20 protein-coding genes are annotated in these 19,634 nt (G+C 68.3%); 6 read left to right on the top strand and 14 right to left on the bottom strand.

The genetic code is table 11. The annotated features are described in order from the left end of the window. Nucleotides 1–9 precede the first annotated feature (9 nt). The 5 genes from ACWV14_RS31500 to ACWV14_RS31520 form a co-directional block, all read right to left on the bottom strand. Nucleotides 10–945, bottom strand: coding sequence for a 4-hydroxyproline epimerase (locus tag ACWV14_RS31500; RefSeq protein ID WP_454905823.1), 936 nt, complete (start codon nucleotides 943–945; stop codon nucleotides 10–12). A gap of 21 nt (nucleotides 946–966) precedes the next feature. After that, on the bottom strand, nucleotides 967–2,109 hold the full coding sequence (locus ACWV14_RS31505) for a branched-chain amino acid ABC transporter substrate-binding protein (protein WP_422084355.1): 1,143 nt from the start codon (nucleotides 2,107–2,109) through the stop codon (nucleotides 967–969). Nucleotides 2,110–2,160: 51 nt separating this feature from the next. Then, nucleotides 2,161–3,075, bottom strand: a complete 915-nt coding sequence (locus tag ACWV14_RS31510) for a dihydrodipicolinate synthase family protein (protein ID WP_285413873.1) — start codon at nucleotides 3,073–3,075, stop codon at nucleotides 2,161–2,163. 144 nt (nucleotides 3,076–3,219) lie between these two features. Beyond that, the gene (locus ACWV14_RS31515; protein ID WP_454905825.1) at nucleotides 3,220–3,945 is read right to left on the bottom strand and encodes a glycine zipper 2TM domain-containing protein; all 726 of its coding nucleotides are present in this window, start codon (nucleotides 3,943–3,945) and stop codon (nucleotides 3,220–3,222) included. Nucleotides 3,946–4,077: 132 nt separating this feature from the next. Continuing rightward, the gene (locus ACWV14_RS31520) at nucleotides 4,078–4,851 is read right to left on the bottom strand and encodes a Crp/Fnr family transcriptional regulator (RefSeq protein ID WP_454905827.1); all 774 of its coding nucleotides are present in this window, start codon (nucleotides 4,849–4,851) and stop codon (nucleotides 4,078–4,080) included. 114 nt (nucleotides 4,852–4,965) lie between these two features. Between ACWV14_RS31520 and ACWV14_RS31525 the strand changes: the two genes are divergently transcribed. Then, nucleotides 4,966–6,963 (top strand): acetoacetate--CoA ligase, encoded by a 1,998-nt coding sequence (locus tag ACWV14_RS31525; RefSeq protein ID WP_454905829.1) that lies wholly within the window; start codon nucleotides 4,966–4,968, stop codon nucleotides 6,961–6,963. Between the two features lie 56 nt (nucleotides 6,964–7,019). After that, nucleotides 7,020–8,006: a tripartite tricarboxylate transporter substrate-binding protein gene (locus ACWV14_RS31530; RefSeq protein WP_454905831.1), complete on the top strand. Its 987-nt coding sequence runs from the start codon at nucleotides 7,020–7,022 to the stop codon at nucleotides 8,004–8,006. Nucleotides 8,007–8,011: 5 nt separating this feature from the next. Here the strand turns inward: ACWV14_RS31530 and ACWV14_RS31535 are convergent, their stop codons facing one another. The 6 genes from ACWV14_RS31535 to ACWV14_RS31560 form a co-directional block, all read right to left on the bottom strand. Next, a complete protein-coding gene (locus ACWV14_RS31535) occupies nucleotides 8,012–9,316 on the bottom strand; it encodes a HipA domain-containing protein (RefSeq protein ID WP_454906146.1) in 1,305 nt (434 codons plus the stop codon). Nucleotides 9,317–9,336: 20 nt separating this feature from the next. Next, the gene (locus ACWV14_RS31540; RefSeq protein ID WP_454905833.1) at nucleotides 9,337–9,795 is read right to left on the bottom strand and encodes a helix-turn-helix domain-containing protein; all 459 of its coding nucleotides are present in this window, start codon (nucleotides 9,793–9,795) and stop codon (nucleotides 9,337–9,339) included. A gap of 98 nt (nucleotides 9,796–9,893) precedes the next feature. Next, nucleotides 9,894–10,868, bottom strand: coding sequence for a tripartite tricarboxylate transporter substrate-binding protein (locus ACWV14_RS31545; protein ID WP_454905835.1), 975 nt, complete (start codon nucleotides 10,866–10,868; stop codon nucleotides 9,894–9,896). Nucleotides 10,869–10,916: 48 nt separating this feature from the next. Beyond that, nucleotides 10,917–12,119 (bottom strand): M20 aminoacylase family protein, encoded by a 1,203-nt coding sequence (locus ACWV14_RS31550; RefSeq protein ID WP_106936330.1) that lies wholly within the window; start codon nucleotides 12,117–12,119, stop codon nucleotides 10,917–10,919. Nucleotides 12,120–12,199: 80 nt separating this feature from the next. Continuing rightward, nucleotides 12,200–13,054, bottom strand: a complete 855-nt coding sequence (locus ACWV14_RS31555) for a pirin family protein (RefSeq protein ID WP_454905837.1) — start codon at nucleotides 13,052–13,054, stop codon at nucleotides 12,200–12,202. Next, the gene (locus ACWV14_RS31560; protein WP_454905839.1) at nucleotides 13,051–13,638 is read right to left on the bottom strand and encodes an NADPH-dependent FMN reductase; all 588 of its coding nucleotides are present in this window, start codon (nucleotides 13,636–13,638) and stop codon (nucleotides 13,051–13,053) included. Before ACWV14_RS31560 ends, ACWV14_RS31555 begins: the two co-directional genes overlap by 4 nt. 127 nt (nucleotides 13,639–13,765) lie before the next feature. Here ACWV14_RS31560 and ACWV14_RS31565 point away from each other — a divergent pair, with 127 nt between their 5' ends. Together ACWV14_RS31565 and ACWV14_RS31570 are read left to right on the top strand one after the other, a co-directional pair. Further along, nucleotides 13,766–14,680 carry a LysR family transcriptional regulator gene (locus tag ACWV14_RS31565; RefSeq protein ID WP_454905841.1) on the top strand — a complete coding sequence of 305 codons (915 nt, stop codon included), beginning with the start codon at nucleotides 13,766–13,768 and terminating at the stop codon, nucleotides 14,678–14,680. Between the two features lie 43 nt (nucleotides 14,681–14,723). Continuing rightward, nucleotides 14,724–15,200: an FKBP-type peptidyl-prolyl cis-trans isomerase gene (locus tag ACWV14_RS31570; protein ID WP_454905843.1), complete on the top strand. Its 477-nt coding sequence runs from the start codon at nucleotides 14,724–14,726 to the stop codon at nucleotides 15,198–15,200. A gap of 10 nt (nucleotides 15,201–15,210) precedes the next feature. Here ACWV14_RS31570 and ACWV14_RS31575 read toward each other — a convergent pair whose 3' ends face one another. Both ACWV14_RS31575 and ACWV14_RS31580 read right to left on the bottom strand, forming a co-directional pair. Then, a complete protein-coding gene (locus ACWV14_RS31575; protein WP_454905844.1) occupies nucleotides 15,211–15,930 on the bottom strand; it encodes a hypothetical protein in 720 nt (239 codons plus the stop codon). A 26-nt stretch (nucleotides 15,931–15,956) separates the two neighbouring features. Then, nucleotides 15,957–17,531, bottom strand: a complete 1,575-nt coding sequence (locus tag ACWV14_RS31580) for a CYTH and CHAD domain-containing protein (protein ID WP_454905846.1) — start codon at nucleotides 17,529–17,531, stop codon at nucleotides 15,957–15,959. A gap of 158 nt (nucleotides 17,532–17,689) precedes the next feature. Between ACWV14_RS31580 and ACWV14_RS31585 the strand changes: the two genes are divergently transcribed. Both ACWV14_RS31585 and ACWV14_RS31590 read left to right on the top strand, forming a co-directional pair. Beyond that, the gene (locus ACWV14_RS31585; RefSeq protein WP_422084341.1) at nucleotides 17,690–18,112 is read left to right on the top strand and encodes a VOC family protein; all 423 of its coding nucleotides are present in this window, start codon (nucleotides 17,690–17,692) and stop codon (nucleotides 18,110–18,112) included. A gap of 142 nt (nucleotides 18,113–18,254) precedes the next feature. Further along, nucleotides 18,255–19,328, top strand: a complete 1,074-nt coding sequence (locus ACWV14_RS31590) for a pirin family protein (RefSeq protein WP_454905848.1) — start codon at nucleotides 18,255–18,257, stop codon at nucleotides 19,326–19,328. Nucleotides 19,329–19,336: 8 nt separating this feature from the next. On the opposite strand, the gene ACWV14_RS31595 is transcribed toward ACWV14_RS31590, so the two are convergent. After that, nucleotides 19,337–19,627, bottom strand: a complete 291-nt coding sequence (locus tag ACWV14_RS31595; protein WP_454905850.1) for a YciI family protein — start codon at nucleotides 19,625–19,627, stop codon at nucleotides 19,337–19,339. Nucleotides 19,628–19,634 lie beyond the last annotated feature (7 nt).

The raw sequence follows: 19,634 nt of genomic DNA on the forward strand, positions 1-19,634 counted from the left end.
CGCCCGGCGTCAGAGCCGGATGCCCCAGCCGAAGGGATCGTCGTCGTCGATCAGCAGCGTGGCCTCCGCGCTGATGTGCGCACGGCCGCGCAGCGTGGGAATGACCTTGTCGCCGTCCATCGCGTAGCTGGCCTCGAAGCGGCTGCCGATCACGCTGGCCTGTGTCCACACCGCGCCCGGCGCGAGCTTGCCGTCGGCCGCGAGGCAGGCGATCTTGGCGCTGGTGCCGGTGCCGCAGGGCGAGCGGTCGTAGGCGTTGCCGGGGCACAGCACGAAGTTGCGGCTGTCGGCACCGTCGCTGTCGTTGGCGAAGAGTTCGATGTGGTCGATCTCCGCGCCGTCCGCGCCAGTGATGCCCTGCGCCGCCAGTGCGCGGCGCAATGCGGCGGTGTAGTCGGTCAGCGCCGCGAGGTTGTCGCTGGCCACGCGCTGGCCGTGTTCGCTCACCAGGAAGAACCAGTTGCCGCCCCAGGCCACGTCGCCGTGAACGGTGCCATGGCCCGGAAGCTCGACCGCCGCCTGCCGCAGGTGCCGGTACGCCGACACGTTGCGCACGCTCACCGAACCGTCTTCATGCAGCGTGGTCGTGACCGTGCCCACCGGCGTCTCGATGCGGTGCTCGCCCACGCCGATGCGCCCCATGTGCGCAAGGCTCGCGACCAGCCCGATGGTGCCGTGGCCGCACATGCCGAGGTAGCCGGCGTTGTTGAAGAAGATCACGCCCGCGGCGGCGTCGGGCGACACGGGCGCGCACAGCAGCGCGCCCACCATCACGTCGCTGCCGCGCGGCTCCAGCACGGCGGCGGCGCGCCATTTGTCGTGCCGGTCGGCCAACAGCGCGCGGCGCTCGGCCATGCTGCCGCCGCCCAGATCGGGGAACCCGCCGATCACAAGGCGCGTGGGCTCGCCGCCCGTGTGCGAGTCGATGACCTGGATGCGTTGCATGTCGTGGCGCCGTCCGGTCGATCAGTAGCTGGCCAGCGGCACGGGTGCCGCGTTCTTGAAGGTGAACACCGTGATCGGCGCCTGCTTCATGTTGCCCTTGTCGTCGTACGCGTAGGTTGCGGCCACGCCCTTGTAGGTGGTCTTGTAGAGCTCGGCGCCGACCTTGTCGGGGTCGATGGAGTTGGCCTTCTTCATCGACTCGCCGATGAACATCACCTGGTCGTAGTACGAGGCGGCGTAGGCGTCGGCGTCGATGTTGAAGCGCTTCTTGAACTTCTCCTTGAACGCCGGACCGCTCTGTGCCTTCTCGAGGATGGAGCCGCCCTGCGCGCAGAACACCACGTCGTTGACCGCGTCGCCGCCGAGCTTGCCGGTGGCTGGGCTGCAGACGGTGTCGCCGCCCAGCAGCTTGCCGGCCACGGCCAGCTGCTTCATCTGGCGGGCCATGGGCGCGGCCTGGGGCGCATAGCCGCCGAAGAAGATGGCCTCGGGCGCCTTGGCCTTCATGTTGGTGAGGATGGCGGTGAAGTCGACTGCCTTGTCGGTGGTGAACTCCTGGCCGACCACCGTCAGGCCCTGCGCCTTGGCTTCCTTGGTGAACTCTTCCGCCAGGCCCTGGCCGAAGGCGGTGCGGTCGTCGATCACGCCGACCTTCTTGACCTTGAGTACCTTGGCCGCATAGACCGCCATTGCGCCGCCGATCTGGTTGTCGCTGGCGATGATGCGGTAGAGGTTCTTGTAGCCGCCCTGCGTGACCTTGGGGTTGGTGCCCACGGTGGAGAGCAGCACGCCGCCGTCGCTGTAGATGCGCGAGGCCGGAATGGCCACGCCGGAGCAGTACGGGCCCATGACGAACTTCACGCCGTCGTCCACGAACTTCTGCGCCACGCTCACGCCGGTCTTGGCGTCGCACTGGTCGTCTTCGGAGACCAGCTCGAACTTCAGCGTCTTGCCGCCGACCACGAGCTTCTTCGCGTTGAGCTCCTCGACGGCCAGGCGCACGCCGTTTTCATTGTCCTTGCCCGCGAAGGCATTGGGGCCCGACAGCGGACCGCTGTGACCGATCTTGACCACCTGCTCCTGTGCCTGCACCTGGCCGGAAACGGTGAGCGCGGCGAAGGCCGCGAGTCCGAGAAACGAAACCATGCTTGCTTTTGTCTTCATGCTTCTTCCTACTGGGTTGGGGACGATGAAAAACGCGAGGCCGTGCGGTTATTACATGACCGACTGGTATTGAACAGGCCGTGTCGCGAGCGCCTTCTTCACGATGCCTTCGATGAACTCGCGCTCCGCGCCGATCAGCGGCAGGCGCGGACGGCGCATGTGCTCGGTGCCCACGCCCACCAGCACGTCGATGAGCTTGAGGTTCTGCACCAGCTTGGTCGACACGTCCAGGTGCAGCATCGGCGTCATCCACTGGTAGAGCTTGAGCGCTTCGGCAAACTTGCCGGCCTTCATGAGGTCGTAGAGCGCCACGGTCTCGCGCGGGAAGGCGCAGCCCACGCCGGCCAGCAGGCCGTCGCAGCCGAGCGCCAGGCCTTCGTAGGCGAGGTCGTCCACGCCCAGGAACAGCTGGTAGCGGTCGCCCACGGTGTTGCGCAGGTCGGTGATGCGGCGGATGTCGTCGGTGCTTTCCTTGATGGCCGCGATCCATTCGCAGTCGGCCAGCTCGACCATGTGCTGCGGCTTCAGGTCGACGCGGTAGGCCACCGGGTTGTTGTAGACCATGATGGGTTTCTGCGCCGCGTTGGCGATGGTGCGCACGTTGAGCATGGCCTCGCGCGCGTCGGCCACGTAGATCACCGAGGGCATCACCATGAAGCCGGCCACGCCGAGCTTGTTGGCGCCGTCCACGTAGCGAAGCGCCTCGCGCGTGCTGGTTTCCGACACGTTGGCCAGCACCGGGATGCGGCCGTCGGCGGCCTCGAGCGCGATCTTCGCCACCTGCAGCTTTTCTTCCAGCGTGAGCGTGCTGGCTTCGCCCAGCGAACCGCAGGTGACGAGGCCGTGGATGCCGTTGCGGATCTGGAAGTCGATGTGCCGTGCAGTGCCTTCGGCGTCGATGCTCTCGTCGGCGTGGAACTTGGTGGTGACGGCGGGGAAGATGCCTTGCCAGCGGGGATTGCTCACTTGGTCGCTCCTTGTGGATGTGCGGTGTGGAAGCGTCGCACTTTAAATATATTAACGATATACCGTCAAGATATTCGTGGGACAAGCGCTCTTCCGGTCCCGGAGCTTGTGTGATATCGCGGCCCGGGCGCGGGCCGCCGTGCGCTACTTGCGGCCGTCCGCCGGGCGTAGCAAGCCGCGCCTGAGCGTGACCGGCTTTCCGATGGGAGGCGCGCTTTTGGTCTCTACCGTGCGCAGCGAGCCGTTGTCCATGCGCACGCCGACCTCGTAGACGGTGACAGTGCGCACGTGCTTCTCGATGGCATTACCCGCGAAGCCGCCGCCCACCGCCCCGAGCACCGTGGTCGCGGCACGGCCGTTGCCGTGGCCGAACTGGTTGCCGACAAGGCCGCCAACCACGCCGCCCGCGACCGCGCCGACGCCCGTCGTGCGCTGGGCGCGCTGCACCGGGCGAACCGATTCGACGCGTCCGCAGACCGCGCAGGGCGGCGGTCCGGGCTGGGCGGCAGCCACCACCGGCGCATTCGAGCCGGGGGCAGGTGCGGGCTGGACCGCTTGCGCCGGCAGCGGGGCAGGCATGGGCGAAGCGGCCATCGCCTGCGGGGCCGGGCCGGCGCCGGTGGGCGGCACGGCCGGGGCAGGCGGCATGAGCTCAGGCTTGAAGTCGTCGGGCGCCTTGGGCGACATTGCGGCGGCGACAGGCGGCGATGCCGCGGCACCCGTTGCCGTGTCCTGCGACTTGTGCAACAGCACGCCGCCCAGTGCCACCACGGCCACCGCCAGCGCGCCGATCACGGCCCACAGCGCCTTCGGCGACCTGGTGGCGCCGGGCGTGCCTGGAGGTTGATTGAGGGGCGATGTCGAGTCCATGAGGAATCCTTTTATATCGCTCGCAGGATGCACGGAAACCCATCGCAGGGGATGAGCGCCGACGGCGCGTTGTCAATCCAGCGGCGTCCTACAAGCCGCGTTCGCGCCCCCGGCCGCTGTCGAAGAATGGCGTCAGCCGGCGCGCGCCATGTCGGCGATGGGGTCGAGCGCCAGCAGGGTCAGGTGCCCATAGCCGACCTGCAGCCAGCCTTGTGCCTGCATGTGCTGCAGTGCACGGTTGCAGCGCTGACGCGAAACGGCGGCAATGGCGGCCAGTTCGTCCTGCGCGATGGGCAGGTGGACCAGGCCGAGCGGGTTGTTCAGCACATGCGCCAGTCCGCACAGCGCATTTGCCACTCGCGCGGGGCCGCGCATCAGCCGCACATCGCCCACATGGTCCATGAAGTAATGCAGGCGCTCGTTGATCTGCGAATACACGAAGTCCTTGAACACCGGCTGCTCCTGCAGCAGACGGGCGAAATCGTCCAGCGGCAGCAGCACGACACGGCTGTCGCGCAGCGCCACGTAGTCTGCATGGCGCGGCTTGCCGCGCAGCAGTGCGCCTTCGCCGAACCAGCAGCCCGGCAGGATGCCGCCGAGCGTGGAACTGCGTCCGTCGGCAGCCAGCACCGAAGTCTTGAGCAGCCCCTGCGCGAGTCCGAACCAGGCCGTCGGTATTTCACCCCGCCTGGCCAGCAGCTGGCCCTGCGCCACCCGGTGTTCGCGGGCACGCTCCCGGATCCAGCCCTGTACCGGGGCCGGGAGCATTGCGTACCAGGGCGAGAGGCGCAACAGCTCGTCCAGCCCGAAACCCGCAGGTTCGCCCACGCTCAGGCGCCGGGGCGGCATGCCACGCGATGTGCCGTCATCAGCCGCGACCGGCAGATCGTCCAGCTTCGTTTTCAACGGGTAAACCCTTCCTCCAAATGTCCCCGTTTCAACAGTAACGCTTCAACCTAGCCCGAACAATCCGGCCCAACCCGCCCACCCGGCGGCACCTTGGATTCACCCGGCCACTACATGCACACCTCGACCACCTCCGAAGCTCACGCCCAACTGCTGTGGTCACCTTCGGCCGAACAGATTCGCGCCAGCCGCCTGCACGACTACCAGCAGTGGCTGGCAGACCGCCACGGCATGCCGGCCGGTGGCTACGAGGCGCTTTGGCAGTGGTCGGTGGAAGCGCTGGATGCTTTCTGGCAATCGGTGTGGGAGTACTTCGGTGTTGTCGGCCACGGAGATCCGCAACCGGTACTGGGCCGCCGCGAGATGCCCGGTGCTCAGTGGTTCCCGGGCATGCAGCTGAACTACGCCGAGAACCTGTTTCGCCGGGCGCCCATGGACCCGGCAAGTCCGGCGATCGTCGCGCGCAGGGAAGGCGCGCCGTTGCGCACCGTGTCGTGGGCCGAACTGGAACGCGACGTCGCCGCGCTGGCCGGGCAGATGCGCGCCTGGGGCATCGGCCCGGGCGACCGGGTGGCCGGCTACCTGCCCAACTGGCCGGAGACCGTCGTCGCTTTCCTGGCTTGCGCCAGCATCGGTGCCATCTGGTCCAGCTGCGCGCCGGACATGGGCCCGGGCGTGGTCCTGGACCGGTTGCGCCAGATCGAGCCCTGCCTGCTGCTGGCGGCCGACAGCTACCGCTACAACGGCAAGCGCCACGATCGCATCGCCCAGGTCAAGGAGTTGCTGGCCGAGCTGCCCAGCGTGAAGCGTGTAGTCCACGTGCCGGGCGCCGCGGACGAAGCGCCGGCACCCGAATGGCGCGACCGCGTCGACTGGGCCGAGGCACTGCGCAACAGCGCGCCGCCGCACTACGAGCGCCTGCCTTTCGACCACCCGCTGTGGATCGTCTATTCCTCCGGCACCACCGGCCTGCCCAAGGCGATGGTGCACGGCCACGGTGGCATCGTGCTCACGCACCTGAAGACCATGGCGCTGCAGCACGACCTCCGCGCGGGCGACCGGCTGCTGTTCCTGGGCAGCACCGGATGGATCGTGTGGAACCTGCAGGTGGGCGCGCTGTTGACCGGCGCGAGCATCGTGATGTTCGACGGCAACCCCAACTGGCCGGATGCCGAGGCGTTGTGGCGCTTCATCGACGAGCAGGGCGTCACGCTGTTCGGCTGCGGTGCGGCCTACCTGGTCAACTGCATGAAGGAAGGCTTGCGCCCGCGCGACATCGCGAAGCTGGACCGCCTGCGCGCCATCAACGCGACCGGCTCGCCGCTGCCGGTGGACGCCTACCTTTGGGTCTACGAGGCCGTCAAGCCGGACCTCTGGCTGGCCTCCATCAGCGGCGGCACCGACATCGCCTCGGGGTTCGTGGCTTGCGCTCCCAGCCTGCCGGTGCATGCCGGCGAGATCCAGTGCCCCGAGCTGGGCGTGGCGGCCTACGCCTTCGACGACGCCGGCCGGCCGGTGGTCGATGAAGTGGGCGAACTGGTCATCACCAAGCCGATGCCCTCGATGCCGCTGTACTTCTGGAACGATCCCGAGGACCAGCGCTACCGCGAAAGCTACTTCACGACTTTCCCCCATGTCTGGCGGCACGGCGACTGGATTCGCTTCACGCCGCGGCGCAGCGCGGTGATCTATGGCCGCTCGGACAGCACCATCAACCGGTTCGGCATCCGCATGGGCACGGCGGAGATCTACCGGGTGGTGGAGCAACTGCCCGAGGTACGCGACAGCCTGGTGGTCGATCTGGAGTACCTGGGCCGGCCGTCGTTCATGCCCTTGTTCGTCGTCCTGCAGCCGGGCGCGACGCTCGATGCATCCCTCAAGGAGCGCATCTGCGCCGACATCCGTGCCAAGGCCTCGGCGCGCCATGTGCCGGACGACGTCGTCCAGGTGGCCGAGATTCCGCGCACGCTCAGCGGCAAGAAGATGGAGGTGCCGGTGCGCAGGCTGTTGCTGGGCGCCCCGGCCGACAAGGTGGCCAGCCCCGACAGCATGCAGAACCCTCGAAGCCTCGCCTTCTTCATCGACTACGCCCGAGAGCGCACGGCCGCCTGATGCCGCCGGCCCCTCGGTTTTCCCCCGCACGCATACACACTCAAGGAGACAAAACCATGCAACGACGTCACTTCCTGAACACCATGGCCGGCGCCGCCGCCACGGGTGCGCTGATGCCCTTCCCGGCCATCGCGCAGGCACTGGACCAGGTGAAGGTCATCTACGGCTTTCCCGCCGGCAGCGCCGGCGACAGCGTGGCGCGACGCGTGGCCGAAAAGCTCGGCGGCACGGCCTACAGCAAGAACCCGGGCTATGTGGAGAACAAGCCCGGCGCGGGTGGCCGCATTGCGCTGGAAACACTCAAGGCCGCGCCGGCCGATGGCTCCGTGCTGGCACTGGCCCCCGTGTCGGCGTTGTCGGTCTACCCGTACATCTACCCGAAGCTCACGTACAAGCCGGAAGACGTGACGGCCGTGTCCATCGGCGCGATCATGTTCCATGGCCTGGCCGTGGGGCCTGCGGTGCCGGCCGAGGTCAAGACGCTCAAGGACTTCCTGGCCTGGGCCAAGGCCCATCCCGAGAAGGCCAGCTACGGCTCGCCCGGCGCCGGCTCCATGCCGCACCTGCTGGGCGCGCTGCTGGGCATGCGCGCGGGCGTGGAGATCAAGCACGTTCCCTACCGCGGCACCGTGCCCAGCATCACCGACCTCGTGGGCGGGCAGATCGCGGCCGCCATGAACCCCAGCGGCGACTATCTGCAGTACATGAAGACCGGCCGCATCCGCGTGCTGGCGACATCCGGCAAGAAGCGCTCGCCCTTCCTGCCCGACGTGCCGACATTCACGGAGCTGGGCTACCCCGACGTGACCTCCGAGGAGTGGTTCGGCTTCTACGCGCCCGCCAGGACGCCCGCCGCCACCATCACTGCCGCCAACGCCGCCATCACCCAGGCGCTGAAAGACAAGGCCGTCGTGGACGCGCTGGCCCTGGTCGGCCTGGTCGCAAACGCCAGCTCGCCGCAGGACATGGCGGCCGACCAGAAGGCCGAGTACGAACGCTGGGGGCCGCTGGTCCGGCAGATCGGCTTTACCTCGGAGTCCTGAGCGGCTTACTGGGCAGCGATGGCGTCGGCCCCCGCGAGGAAGCGCTTCACCTCGCCTCGCATGCCCTGCGAAATGGTCTCCCAGGTCCGCGCGGGAAAGTCCGGCGGCAGCAGCGCCTCGACCTCTTCCAGCGCGGCGTCCACCGAGGCCACCAGGCCGAGCATGGCGTTCCAGACGTCGATGCCGCCGTTCTTCATGGCCAGGCCATGCCAGTGGCGGGCCTGGATGGCCTGGAACACGTAGTGCGCGTTCCGCGAGCGGATGGCCATCGCCAGGCCCGCCTTGCGCGGCTGGAACTGATTGGCGCCATCGCCGAAATACGGCCACATCGAGATGACGTCGTACAGCGGCGTCATCTCGTAGGCGTCGCCGCGCTGGAGATGGATCGAGAAGTTCTTGGCGTGCCCGTCCGTGGCCGCGAGCAGAAAGAAGGCCAGCTGCGCTAGCAGGAAGCGCGCGCCGTCGTCCGCGCTCCGGCTGCCTTGCAGAAGCTGCAGGCACTTCGGCATGCCGGGCCCGCCGTGCTGCTCGTACTTCTTGTCGGACGGCAGGCCCAGGGCCTGGCAGAAGTCTTCCTGCGGCAGGCGCGCGATCCAGGTGCCGCCGTCCATCCATTCGCGGTCGAAGCGCTCCACGATCAGCACCGTCTGCCCGCCGAAGGTGGCCATGGAGGTCGGCGCCACCGGCAGTCCGAGGGCCTCGACGATCTGCGCGCACAGCCATTCGTTCTGCACCGAGTCGGAGGCGTCCACGCGCCTGGAGCCGCCGATCAGCCCCAGCGGCAGCTTCACGATGTGCGTGGTGGGCGTAGCGCCGTGCGGCCGGCACCATGCGTCGTTCCAGCGGGTCAGCGCCGTCTTTTCCTGCGCGCCGGCCAGCGAGATGCGAAACAGGTCTTCGTCGCGCATGCCTTGCGGGGCGTCTTCGGACGGAACGGCCTGCAGCAGCTCGGCGATCTGCGCCTCGTCCAGCGGCTCGCAGTTGATGGCGTTCCAGCCTTCCGGCACGGCCCCTTCGGGCAGCAGCTGCACGGCACCGACACAGTCGCGGCCGATGGCTTCGAGCAGGCCGAAGGTCGTGGCGTCCTTGAGCCGGAAGCGGTTGCGCAGCCGCGCGCGAATCCTGTCGTTGTCGGGCAGCAGGTTGTCGAAGTAGTTGCGGACCACCTCGCCGCGGACCTCGAGCGTGCTGTTGAGCGGGATCGACAGCGACAGCGAACGCCGCCGGGGCGATTCCAGCCAGGCCGGGTCGTAGCGGAAGGAATGGGCGCCACGGTCGACGAACCAGGTGCCTACGCGCTCTCCGTTCATCCAGGCGTCCAGGGCCTGCGTCACCAGGACTCCCTCTTCGGCCGCACGACGAAGCTCCGGCGCGACGTGGGTTTGATGTCCTTGCCGGGATTCAGCGCCTGGAGCGCCCGAAGCGATTCGCCCGGTGCGCCCGGCGATTCGGACTCCAGGCGCACCAGCACCGACTGGTCGCTCATCTGCGTGGCGGTCCATGGGCCGGGCGGCAACTTCACTGCGTCGTACTGCGCGGGCTCTTCAGCGGCCACGAGCACGCGGCTTTGCGCAGCCTCGTCGCGCAGGCAAAAGGACGCTCCCAGCGCCGACAGCAGTTTCATCAGCTGCTCGAAGCTGACCGCGCCGGGGTTTGCCTCGATTTCCGCGACGCGGGCCTGGCTGACGCCGATGAGGGCGCCGGCCTGCGCTTGCGTCAGGCCGCGCTGCTTCCGCAAGGCCTTGAGGTGCGGCCGCAGCTGGTCGACAAAGCGCAGGGGATAGTCCATCGTGGAGCCAGAATATCGGCCCTGCCTTGTTTTGTCAAAATATCGGCTTTACCGTATTTTTACGGGCTATCGGCCTGGTCCTGTATTTCTTCGGCCACTCAATCGATCTTCGCGCCCGACGCCTTCACCACCACGCCCATCGCATCCCAGTCCGAGCGCAGCAGCTTCTGGAATTCTTCCGCGCTCTGGCTGCGCGGCTCCACGCCCAGGCGCTTGAAGCGCTCCTGGATCGCCGGGTCGGCCAGCACCTTGTTGGCCGCGGCGTTGATGCGCTCGACCTCCGCCTTGGGCGTGGCAGCCGGCGCAAGCAGGCCGATCCAAGAGTCGAAGGCATAGCCGGGCAGGCCGCTTTCGGCCACGGTCGGCAGCTTGGGCAGGAAGGGGCTGCGCGACTGGCCGGTGGAGGCCAGCAGCTTGATGCGCGCGTCGTCCTGGAAGCCGATCACGCCGATGCTCGACGAGATCACCGCCTGCACGCGGCCCGCGAGCACTTCGTTGACGGCCTCGCCGGTCGACTTGGTCGGGATGTGCGTCATCTGCAGCCCCGCCTTCGCCAGGAACGACGCCATCGCGAGGTGCGTGGCGCTGCCGTTGCCGGCCGAGGCGTAGTTGTACTTGCCCGGATGCGCCTTGACCTCCTTGATGAAGTCGGCCGTGTTCGACACGCCCATGCCGCCCGCCACCGCCAGCACGTAGCCCGCATTGCCGACGTTGGCCACGCCGACGAAGTCCTTCAGCGGGTCGTAGCTCAGCTTGTTGTAGAGGAAGCCCGCGATGTTGTGGCTCGCGGCAGCGAGGATCAGCGTGTTGCCGTCGGCCGGCGCGCGTGCCACCAGCGCCGCGCCCACGGTGCCGCCCGCGCCCGCGCGGTTCTCGACGATGGCGCTGGCGCCGAGCGCCGCGCCCAGCTCGTTGTTGAAGGCGCGCGCCACCGTGTCCTGCACCGCACCGGTGCCGAAGGGAACGACGATGTGGATCACGCGCTGCTGCGCATGGGCCGGTGCGAAGGCACAGAGCGCGGCAGCCGCGGCAAGCGCGCCGAGGGAACGCCGGGAGAACAGGGTCGAAGGCATCGTGGGGGCCGCTTTCTTTTTCATCGTCATCAACACAGGGGAGGAATTTCAGGCGCCCGACGGCAGCCAGCGCTGCACCAGCTTCACGAAGTAGCTGGCACCGATCGGGATGATCTCGTCGTTGAAGTCGAACGAGGTGTTGTGGATGATGCAAGGGCCGGGCCCGTGGCCGTCGAGCCGGTGGTCGCCGTCGCCGTTGCCCAGGAAGGCGTAGCAGCCGGGCCGCGCGAGCAGCATGTGCGCGAAGTCTTCGGCGCCCATCACGGCGGGAAAGTTGTCGGTGACCATGTCGTCGCCCACCACCTCGCGCATCACGCCGGCGGCGAAGCGCGCCTCTGCCGCGTGGTTAACCGTCGGCGGCGACGAGCGGTTGAAATACACCTCGGCCGTGCAGCCGTGCGCCGCCGCCACGCCTGCGGCCACTTCGCGCAGGCGCGCCTCGATCTTGTCGATGGCCTCGATGGAGAAAGTGCGGATGGTGCCGCCGACCGTGGCCACGTCGGGAATCACGTTGGGCGCGTCGGAGCCCTGCAGCTGCGTGACCGCGAGCAGCGCGCGCTCGGTGCTGGGAATGGTGCGCGCCACGATGGTCTGCAGCTGCTGCGCAAGGTTGACCACCGCCGCCACCGGATCGATGCCCGTGTGCGGCATCGAGGCATGCGTGCCGCGTCCGCGCACGGTGATCTTGTAGGTGTTGCTCGAGGCCATGAGCGCGCCTTCATTGAGCGCGAAGCGGCCGACGTCGCCCACCGGAAAGTTGTGCAGCCCGAAGACCGCGTCGCACGGGAAGCGCTCGAACAGGCCTTCGTCGATCATCTTCTTGGCGCCGGCCTTGCCCATCTCTTCGGCGGGCTGGAAGATGAAATGCACGGTGCCGTCGAAGTCGTCCGGCCCCTGCTGCGACAGGTGCCACGCGGCGGCCAGCAGCATGGTGGTGTGGCCGTCGTGGCCGCAGGCGTGCATGCGGCCGGGGTTGGTGGACTTGTGGGCGAACTCGTTGGCCTCATGCAGCGGCAGCGCGTCCATGTCGGCGCGCAGGCCGATGGTGCGGCTGCCGTTGCCCTTGCGCAGCACGCCGACGAGGCCGGTGCCGGCAATGCCGCGGTGCACCTCGATGCCCCATTCGGCGAGCAGCTTCGCGACCTTCTCGGAGGTGCGGTGTTCCTCGAAACCGAGTTCGGGGTGGGCGTGGATGTCGCGCCGGATCTCGACGAAGCGCGAGATGTCGGCAAAGGAATCGGCAATGTTCATGGCGGGGCGTGGGCTGCGAGTCAGTCGTTCGACCGGAAGCGAACGATTCTGGCGCAGCCGCGCGCCACGCGCATGCAGGCTTACGAGAGTCGGCCTTGCTGCCTCAGCGTTGCGCCGATGCGGCGGATCTCGGCCTCGCCCTGGTCGAGCGCCGCGCGGCTGGTGTGCACCGAGTAGTGGCCCATCACCAGCTCGTGCGGATGCTTCACCGCCGAGCCCAGCACGAAGGCCGTGTCGCCATGCGCGACGAAATCGATGGCGTCGTTCGACTCCTCGAACACCGCGAGCTCGCCGGCGCCGATCGGCCCGCCCCGCGCGTCGCCCGTGCCGAGGCCACCCTCGTTGACCGCGACCCAGCCCACCGTGTGGCCGGCAGGCGGCGTGTAGCGCCAGCGCTCGCCGTCTTTCAGTTCGACGGCCAGGTAGTTCATCGACGCGGGCGCGGCAATGGCGCTCTGCGCCGCGCCGTGGCGCCCGAGCAGCACGCGCGCCGGGCCTTCGCGCGGCACCTGCGCGGGCGCGAGGTACATGCTTTGCGCAGGCGCGTTTTCTTCCGAAGGCGGCAGGGCCACCCACAGCTGGAAGCCGCGCACGCGCTTCACGCCCGGCGCGGGCGCGCCGGTGTGCCAAACGCCGTTGCCGGCGCGCATCCACTCCACACCGCCGCCGCGCAGCGTGCCCTGCTCGCCGGTCGTGTCTTCGTACAGCGTATCGCCCTCGATCAGGTAGGTCAGCGTGGCGATGCCCGAGTGCGGATGCAGGCCGAAGCCCTTGTGGCCGCCTTCGGTGTTGAAGCCGAAGAGGTCGAGGAACACGAAGGGCTTCAGGAATTCGCCCAGGTCGCCGGGGCTCACGAGCCGGGTGATCGAGCCGTGCGAACTGCCGCGCGTGCGGTAGACCACCGCGCGGGCCTGTGTATCGACGGCGGTGGTCATGCTGCCTCCCTCGCGGTCTTCAGCGCCTTGGCCCACCACGCGATGTCGTCGAGCATGCCGGTGGCGGCCTGCGCGAGATGCGGGAAGTCGCCGAAGCTCTTGCCCTGCTGCCAGATGCCCATGAACTCGACCATGCCGATGTGCACCGCATGGCGCACCGGCGCCATCTGCATCTCGATCGCCACCAGCCGCAGTTGCTCGACCGCGCGCGCCGCGCCCACGCCGCCGTAGCCCACGAAGCCGATCGGCTTGCGGATGAATTCCTTGTAGGCCCAGTCGATCGCGTTCTTCAGCACTGCGCTGGGGCCGTGGTTGTATTCGGGCGTGACCACGATCAGGCCGTCGAAGGTGGCCAGCCTGGCTTGCCAGCGCTGCGCGGCCTCGTTCTTCACCGGCCCCCAGGCGGGCGCCGACGCCTCGTTGAAGAAGGGCAGCGGATGGTCGCGCAGGTCGACCAGCTCGAAGGCGAGATCGGTGCGCTGCTGGGCGATCTCGTGGATCCATTGCGCGGGCTTTTCGCCGAAGCGGCCTTCGCGGGTCGAGGCGACGACGATGCCGATGCGGGGTTGCTTTTGTGAGGTCATGGGGTGCTCCTGGGCGGGTGAATGAAGGCCGCGAGGCCATGGACAGAAGCTTAGGCACGCACCCATTGATCGACTAGGCGGTAGAGTCGGATTGCACTCGTCCATGAAACGAAGGAATCAACCCGCCATGCTCGACCTCAACGACGTTGCCATGTTTGTGCAGGTGGTGCGCCACGGCAGCTTTGCCGAGGCGGCCCGCAGGCTGGGCCTTCCGCCCAATACTGTGAGCCGGCGCATCCAGCAGCTCGAATCGCAACTGGGCACCCGGCTGATGCAGCGCTCGACGCGCAAGCTGACGCTGACGAGCGCCGGGCAGGCTTTTCACGACCAATGCGCGGGGCTGGTCGACGGACTGGCCGCCGCCGGCCAGGCGCTGGCGGCCGGCGGCCAGGAGCCCAGCGGCCTCGTGCGCGTGGCCGCGCCGGCGGATTTCTTCGATTTCTTCCCGATGGAATGGGTAGCCGACTTCCTGGCCGAGCATCCGCTGGTCAAACTCGACTTCGTGCTGAGCGACGCGGCCGCCGACCTCATCGCCGAGCAGATCGACGTGGCATTCCGCGGCGGCGTGCTGCGCGATTCGGGCTACATCGGGCGCAGGCTGATGACGCGAAGCGGCGGCCTGCTGGCGAGCCCCGACTACATCGCGCGGCGCGGCGAGCCCGCTACCCTGCAGGAGCTGGCGGACCACGACTGCGTGACGCCGCCGCACCCCAGCGGCCACACCACCTGGCGCCTCACTGGGCCAGGTGGCGTGGAAGAAGAAGTGCAGGTCAGCGGCCGGTTCACCGGCAACACCGCACAGGCGCTGCGCAGGGCCGCACTGGCCGGGCTCGGCATCGCGCAGCTGCCGCCGGCAATGGCGACGCGCGACGAGCAGGAAGGACGGCTGGTGCGGGTGCTGCCGCAGTACGAGTACACGGGCCGGGGGCTCAGCGTGGTCTACCCGAGCCGCAAACACCTGCCGCTGGCGGTGTCGGCGTTCATCGAGCTGGTGATGGGCAAGCTCGACCAGATGGACGCGCTGCAGCGACCCCAGTCTTAGGCGCAGCACAGGGCCTTTTCGTTTCCACTGAAAATGCCTCCCCATGAAAATCGAAAAAGACACCGTCGTCACCATCAAATACAAGGTCTCCGACGCCCAGGGCAAGCTCATCGAGGCGAGCCCCGAGCCGATGGCCTACCTGCATGGGGGCTACGAGAACACGCTGCCCAAGATCGAGGAAGCGCTCGACGGCAAGGAGAAGGGCTACCAGACCGTGCTGAGCCTCTCGCCCGAAGACGCCTTCGGACAGCGCGACGAAACGCTGGTGCGCAGCATCCCCAAGACCGACTTTCCGCCTGGCGTGAAGGTGGGCGGCCAGCTGCAGGGCCGGCTCGACGATGGCCGCGAGCATGTCTTCACCGTGACGAAGATCAAGGGCCCGGTCGTGCTGCTCGACGGCAACCATCCGTGGGCGGGCAAGGCGCTGAAGTTCAGCCTGCAGGTGACGGACGTGCGTGCGGCGCTGCCGGTGGAAATCGAGCACCGGCATGTGCATGGCGCCCACGGGCACCATCACTGATCTGTTTCTTCTAGCTGCTGCTGCGCGGCACCGGCTTCACGGGGCTTCGCGCCAGCAGGCGCTGCAGGCCGGCCTCGTAGGCGGCGGCGTCCATTTCGGTGCTGTGCCTTGCCACCAGATAGCTGAGTCCGAAGCGCTCGGTGGCCTGGGTGTAGAGCCGGTAGAAGCGCTCGCCTTCTTCGATGCGCGTCAGCTTCTGCCACGGTACGACAGCGGCCTTGCTGCTTTGGGGTGCCATGAGGCTCAGCCCCTGCGCGCTGATCGTCACCTCGTGGATGCCGACGGCCCTGGTCGCTGAGCGCGTGACCGCTCGATGCAGTGCGCGGGCCACGCGGTCCCGCATGGCCGGCTGGATCTTTGCTCTGCGGCGCGAGCCCAGGGCGGCGATGCGCTCGACGAGACGTGCGCGAAAGAACCACAGCACCAGCCCCGACAGCACGACTGCCACTGCCGAGCTGATCCAGAACTCGGGACGAGCCGGTCGGGGTTCGAGCGCATACAGAAGCCCGATGGCGAGCACGGGCGCGGCCATCAGCAGAACCGATAGTGCGCGTGGCACCAGCCGCTGGACGGCCGCATGGAGGCGCTCCGACTGCCGGTCGTGTTCCTCGAGGCGGCGTTCCAGGGCCGCTTCGGCAAGCAGTTCGGCGTCTTCCGGCTCGAGCCTGAATCGGAGTTGCAGCAGCGGTTCGTCCTGGGGGTCGGGAAGAGGGGCGGGGATTGTTGTCATCAGCGCGCTTGCGGCCATCTCGTTTCTTATTTCTTCTTCCAGAACCTGGCGGCCTCGTCGATCTTCCCCAGCGCCTTTGCGCAGGCCCTGGCCCCCGCCGCATGCCGCGCGCTGAACCAGCCCACGGCGAACCACGCGCGCGCATCGTGCGCCGTCGCATCACGGTAGAGCGCTAGCGCGACAGCCTCATCGTTGAACTCGCCCAGCGCGTCCTGCGCGGGGCGAAGCGCCTTGAGGTAGCGCTCGGCGCCGCCCTTGTCTGCCGCATCGAACAGCGGCGCGACGAATTCGGCGAGGTAGCGCAGGCGCTTGAGCCGCTTGCGCACGCGGTGCTGGCTTTCGGTGTCCAGCGATTCGAAGCGTTCGCCGTCTAGCATCACCTGCTTGTGCAGGCGTTGCAGCCGCTTGCGCAGCATGCGCCGAGCGGCGTCGGCATCCAGGGGCGCCGGGGCTGCAGGCGGCGCCTCTTCGCCTTCGCTTGGCAACGCAAGCTTCGCGGGGCCGGCAGCGGTAAAGCCGATCAGCGACACCAGCACGTTCTGGAACGCCGCGGCGCGCACGGCGTCTCCGGCTGAAGGCGCGCCTTTCGCCGCCGCATCGCCGGCCAGCGGATCGAACTCCGGCGCGCCTGCCTCGCGTAGCCGGGGCTGCGCCAGCTTCACCACCTGCTCGCGGTCACGCAACTCGCCGAGCGCGCGAAAGGCTTCGACCAGGGGCGGCTCCCATTCGTCTGCATCGAAAAGGCCGGCGGCGGTGTCGAGCCCCGCCAGTTCGCGCAGCGCGGTGCGCAGCCGCCGGATGCCGATGCGCAACTGGTGCACCTGCTCCTCGTCTTCGCTGCCCGCGGCGATCTCGCTCGCGTTCGGCAGCATCTGCGCCAGGCATGAGGCAACAACCGCCTGCTGGATGGCGCGGCCGTCCGGGTGCTGGCCGCCGAAGCGCGGGGTCTCGGCCTTCACGGCTTCCACCGTTTCCTGTGCCGCCAGCAGGCGCGCGCCGCGCTCGGCCTTCGACACGGTGCTGAACCACAGCCCGTGCTGCTGCGACCAGCGCCGCGCGAGCGACACCAGGCCCTGCACGTCGCCGTGCTTGAGCTCCAGCTCCAGTTCGCACACCGGCGATGCGCGTTGCTCCGGCGTGCCCGCGTGTGCGACGACCTTGCCGACATCGAGCGCCATCTCGACCACCGCGCCGCCGGGCCCGGTGACGCGCACGTCGCGCGTGAGCCGCACGATGTCGGTCGATTGCCGCTCGACCAGCGGCACGCCGCCGCCGTCCACCAGCAGCTTCGCGAGCCTGTCGCCCACCGGCGTGCCCTGGTGGCGCTGCGGGTCGATGGCCGGCGCGGCACCGGCCGTGCCCAGGTCGACGTTGTGCTCCAGCCGGTGCAGGGCGTTGTCGCCGGTGGCCTTCACGGTCTGCACCCAGCGCCGGCCCTCCTTGCGCAGCCGCAGCACCATGCCTTCGGCGGCCAGCCGCTGGTCGGCTGTGTCGAAATAGCGGGCCTGCAGGCGGGTGCGCACGACGGTGCCGCGTTTCAGGGCGGCTTCGACGGCCTTCAGGCGGCCGGCGGGAATGCAGAACTTGAACTCGATTTCCATAGGGCGCCATGATGCCCGCCCCGTCACGCAGGGCCGCCAAATCCCCTGCCTGGAAAATCATGTGGACGCCGTCCATTTTCTTTGGTATCTTTTGTGGACGGCGTACACAAGACACCGCGAAACATCCACATCACTCTCAACCGATACAGGACGACACCATGGCCACCAAGCAGATCTTCGTGAACCTCCCCGTCAAGAACCTCGAGAAGAGCAAGGCTTTCTTCGCCGCGCTGGGCTACACCTTCAATGCGCAGTTCACCGACGCCAATGCCGCATGCATGGTCATCCAGGAAGGCAGCATCCACGCCATGCTGCTGGTGGAGGATTTCTTCAAGACCTTCACGAGCAAGAGCATCGCCGACACCAGCACGAGCACCGAAGTGCTGCTGTGCCTGTCGTGCGAAAGCCGCGCCGAGGTCGACGAGCTGGTGGCCAAGGCCAAGGCCGCGGGCGGCACCATCCCGGGCGAGCCGAAGGACTACGGCTTCATGTACGGCCACGGCTTCCAGGACATCGACGGCCACCTGTGGGAGCTGATGTACATGGACCCGAACGCCGTCGTGACGCACCAGAACCAGTGACGTGACGCCACACCGTTGAAGAAGCAGAACGATGCCGATCGTTCCATACGCGCTCTTCACTGTTGCACGGAAGGCCCCTACCGGACGGGGGCGGCGCCCCGATATTCCTTTCACCGGCACGGCATCATCGGCCGAGCCCCCCATGAAAAGGAATAGCCCCATGCCCGAACAAGACAACAGCCCCGTCGTGCGGGTCGCGCCCCTCGGTTTCCCGTGGCAGACGATCGACCCGTTCCTGTTCTGCGTCTACCACGACGATGCCTATCCGCAAGGCGACGGGCGCATGGGCCCGGCCGCCTCGCTGGCCGGGCGCGACATCGGCCAGGACTTCAGCCGCAAGGACGGCTGGAGCATGTACCACGGCGACAAGGTGCCGGGCTTTCCCTCGCACCCGCACCGCGGCTTCGAAACCGTGACCATCGTGCGCAAGGGCCTGGTCGATCACTCCGACTCGCTGGGCGCCACCGCGCGCTTCGGCGGCGGCGACGTGCAGTGGCTCACGGCCGGCAAGGGCATCGTGCATTCGGAGATGTTCCCGCTGCTCGACGCCGGCGCGCCGAACCCGCTGGAGCTGTTCCAGATCTGGCTGAACCTGCCGGCGCGCAGCAAGATGGCCGAGCCGCATTTCACGATGTTCTGGTCCGACGCCATTCCGCGTTTCTCGTCCGACGACGCGAAGGGCGGCCGCACCGAGGTCGCGGTAATCGCCGGCCGGCTCGGCGACGCCGCCAACGGGCAGGACCCGATCCAGCCGCTGGCGCCGCCGCCCGACTCATGGGCCTCGCAGACCGATGCCGACGTGGCGATCTGGACGCTCAAGATGACGCCCGGCGCGCAATGGACGCTGCCGGCCGCCAGCGGCGAGGGTACGCGGCGCATGCTGTACTTTTTCAAGGGCGCGGCGGCTTTCGTCGCGGGCCGGCGCGTGGAAGGCCCGGCGGCCATCGAACTGCGCGGCGATGTGGCAGTGGAGATCGCCAACGGCGACAGCGAGAGCGAGTTCCTGGTGCTGCAGGGCCGCCCGATCGCCGAGCCGGTGGTGCAGTACGGCCCCTTCGTGATGAACACGCAGGCCGAGATCAGCCAGACCATGGCCGACTACCGCCGCACCCAGTTCGGCGGCTGGCCCTGGGACCACTCGGCACCGGTGCACGGCCAAGAGGCCGCGCGCTTCGCAAGGCACCCGGGCGGGCGAGAGGAAGTGCCCGAAGCCTGAGCCCCGGCTCAGAGCGTCTTCAGGACTTCGGCGCCCGGCGCGGTCATGCTGGGCACGAACTCGATCACGTCGATGCGCGCGACGCCGTTCTGCACGAACGGATCGCGCGCCAGCAAAGCCTCCAGCGCCGCGCGGTCGCCCGAACGCGCCAGGATCACGCCGCCCTTGCGCGGCACCTGCCGGCCCGAGGCCACGAACAGGCCGCTTTCGTAGTGCTTCTTCAGCCAGGCGACGTGCGCATCCATCAGCGCGTCGAGCTCTTCGAGCGGGCGGATGTAGGTAAGGGTGACGATGAACATGGATGAG

The organism is Variovorax durovernensis (assembly GCF_977011995.1).

Excerpts from the sequence above, each read along its gene's own strand:
- ACWV14_RS31550 (WP_106936330.1), bottom strand. The coding sequence starts at position 12,119 with ATGAACATTGCCGATTCCTTTGCCGACATCTCGCGCTTCGTCGAGATC.
- ACWV14_RS31575 (WP_454905844.1), bottom strand. The coding sequence starts at position 15,930 with ATGACAACAATCCCCGCCCCTCTTCCCGACCCCCAGGACGAACCGCTG.
- ACWV14_RS31590 (WP_454905848.1), top strand. The coding sequence starts at position 18,255 with ATGAAAAGGAATAGCCCCATGCCCGAACAAGACAACAGCCCCGTCGTG.
- ACWV14_RS31580 (WP_454905846.1), bottom strand. The coding sequence starts at position 17,531 with ATGGAAATCGAGTTCAAGTTCTGCATTCCCGCCGGCCGCCTGAAGGCC.
- ACWV14_RS31515 (WP_454905825.1), bottom strand. The coding sequence starts at position 3,945 with ATGGACTCGACATCGCCCCTCAATCAACCTCCAGGCACGCCCGGCGCC.
- ACWV14_RS31560 (WP_454905839.1), bottom strand. The coding sequence starts at position 13,638 with ATGACCTCACAAAAGCAACCCCGCATCGGCATCGTCGTCGCCTCGACC.
- ACWV14_RS31525 (WP_454905829.1), top strand. The coding sequence starts at position 4,966 with ATGCACACCTCGACCACCTCCGAAGCTCACGCCCAACTGCTGTGGTCA.
- ACWV14_RS31595 (WP_454905850.1), bottom strand. The coding sequence starts at position 19,627 with ATGTTCATCGTCACCCTTACCTACATCCGCCCGCTCGAAGAGCTCGAC.
- ACWV14_RS31570 (WP_454905843.1), top strand. The coding sequence starts at position 14,724 with ATGAAAATCGAAAAAGACACCGTCGTCACCATCAAATACAAGGTCTCC.
- ACWV14_RS31585 (WP_422084341.1), top strand. The coding sequence starts at position 17,690 with ATGGCCACCAAGCAGATCTTCGTGAACCTCCCCGTCAAGAACCTCGAG.
- ACWV14_RS31540 (WP_454905833.1), bottom strand. The coding sequence starts at position 9,795 with ATGGACTATCCCCTGCGCTTTGTCGACCAGCTGCGGCCGCACCTCAAG.
- ACWV14_RS31500 (WP_454905823.1), bottom strand. The coding sequence starts at position 945 with ATGCAACGCATCCAGGTCATCGACTCGCACACGGGCGGCGAGCCCACG.
- ACWV14_RS31555 (WP_454905837.1), bottom strand. The coding sequence starts at position 13,054 with ATGACCACCGCCGTCGATACACAGGCCCGCGCGGTGGTCTACCGCACG.
- ACWV14_RS31505 (WP_422084355.1), bottom strand. The coding sequence starts at position 2,109 with ATGAAGACAAAAGCAAGCATGGTTTCGTTTCTCGGACTCGCGGCCTTC.
- ACWV14_RS31530 (WP_454905831.1), top strand. The coding sequence starts at position 7,020 with ATGCAACGACGTCACTTCCTGAACACCATGGCCGGCGCCGCCGCCACG.
- ACWV14_RS31565 (WP_454905841.1), top strand. The coding sequence starts at position 13,766 with ATGCTCGACCTCAACGACGTTGCCATGTTTGTGCAGGTGGTGCGCCAC.
- ACWV14_RS31535 (WP_454906146.1), bottom strand. The coding sequence starts at position 9,316 with ATGAACGGAGAGCGCGTAGGCACCTGGTTCGTCGACCGTGGCGCCCAT.
- ACWV14_RS31545 (WP_454905835.1), bottom strand. The coding sequence starts at position 10,868 with ATGCCTTCGACCCTGTTCTCCCGGCGTTCCCTCGGCGCGCTTGCCGCG.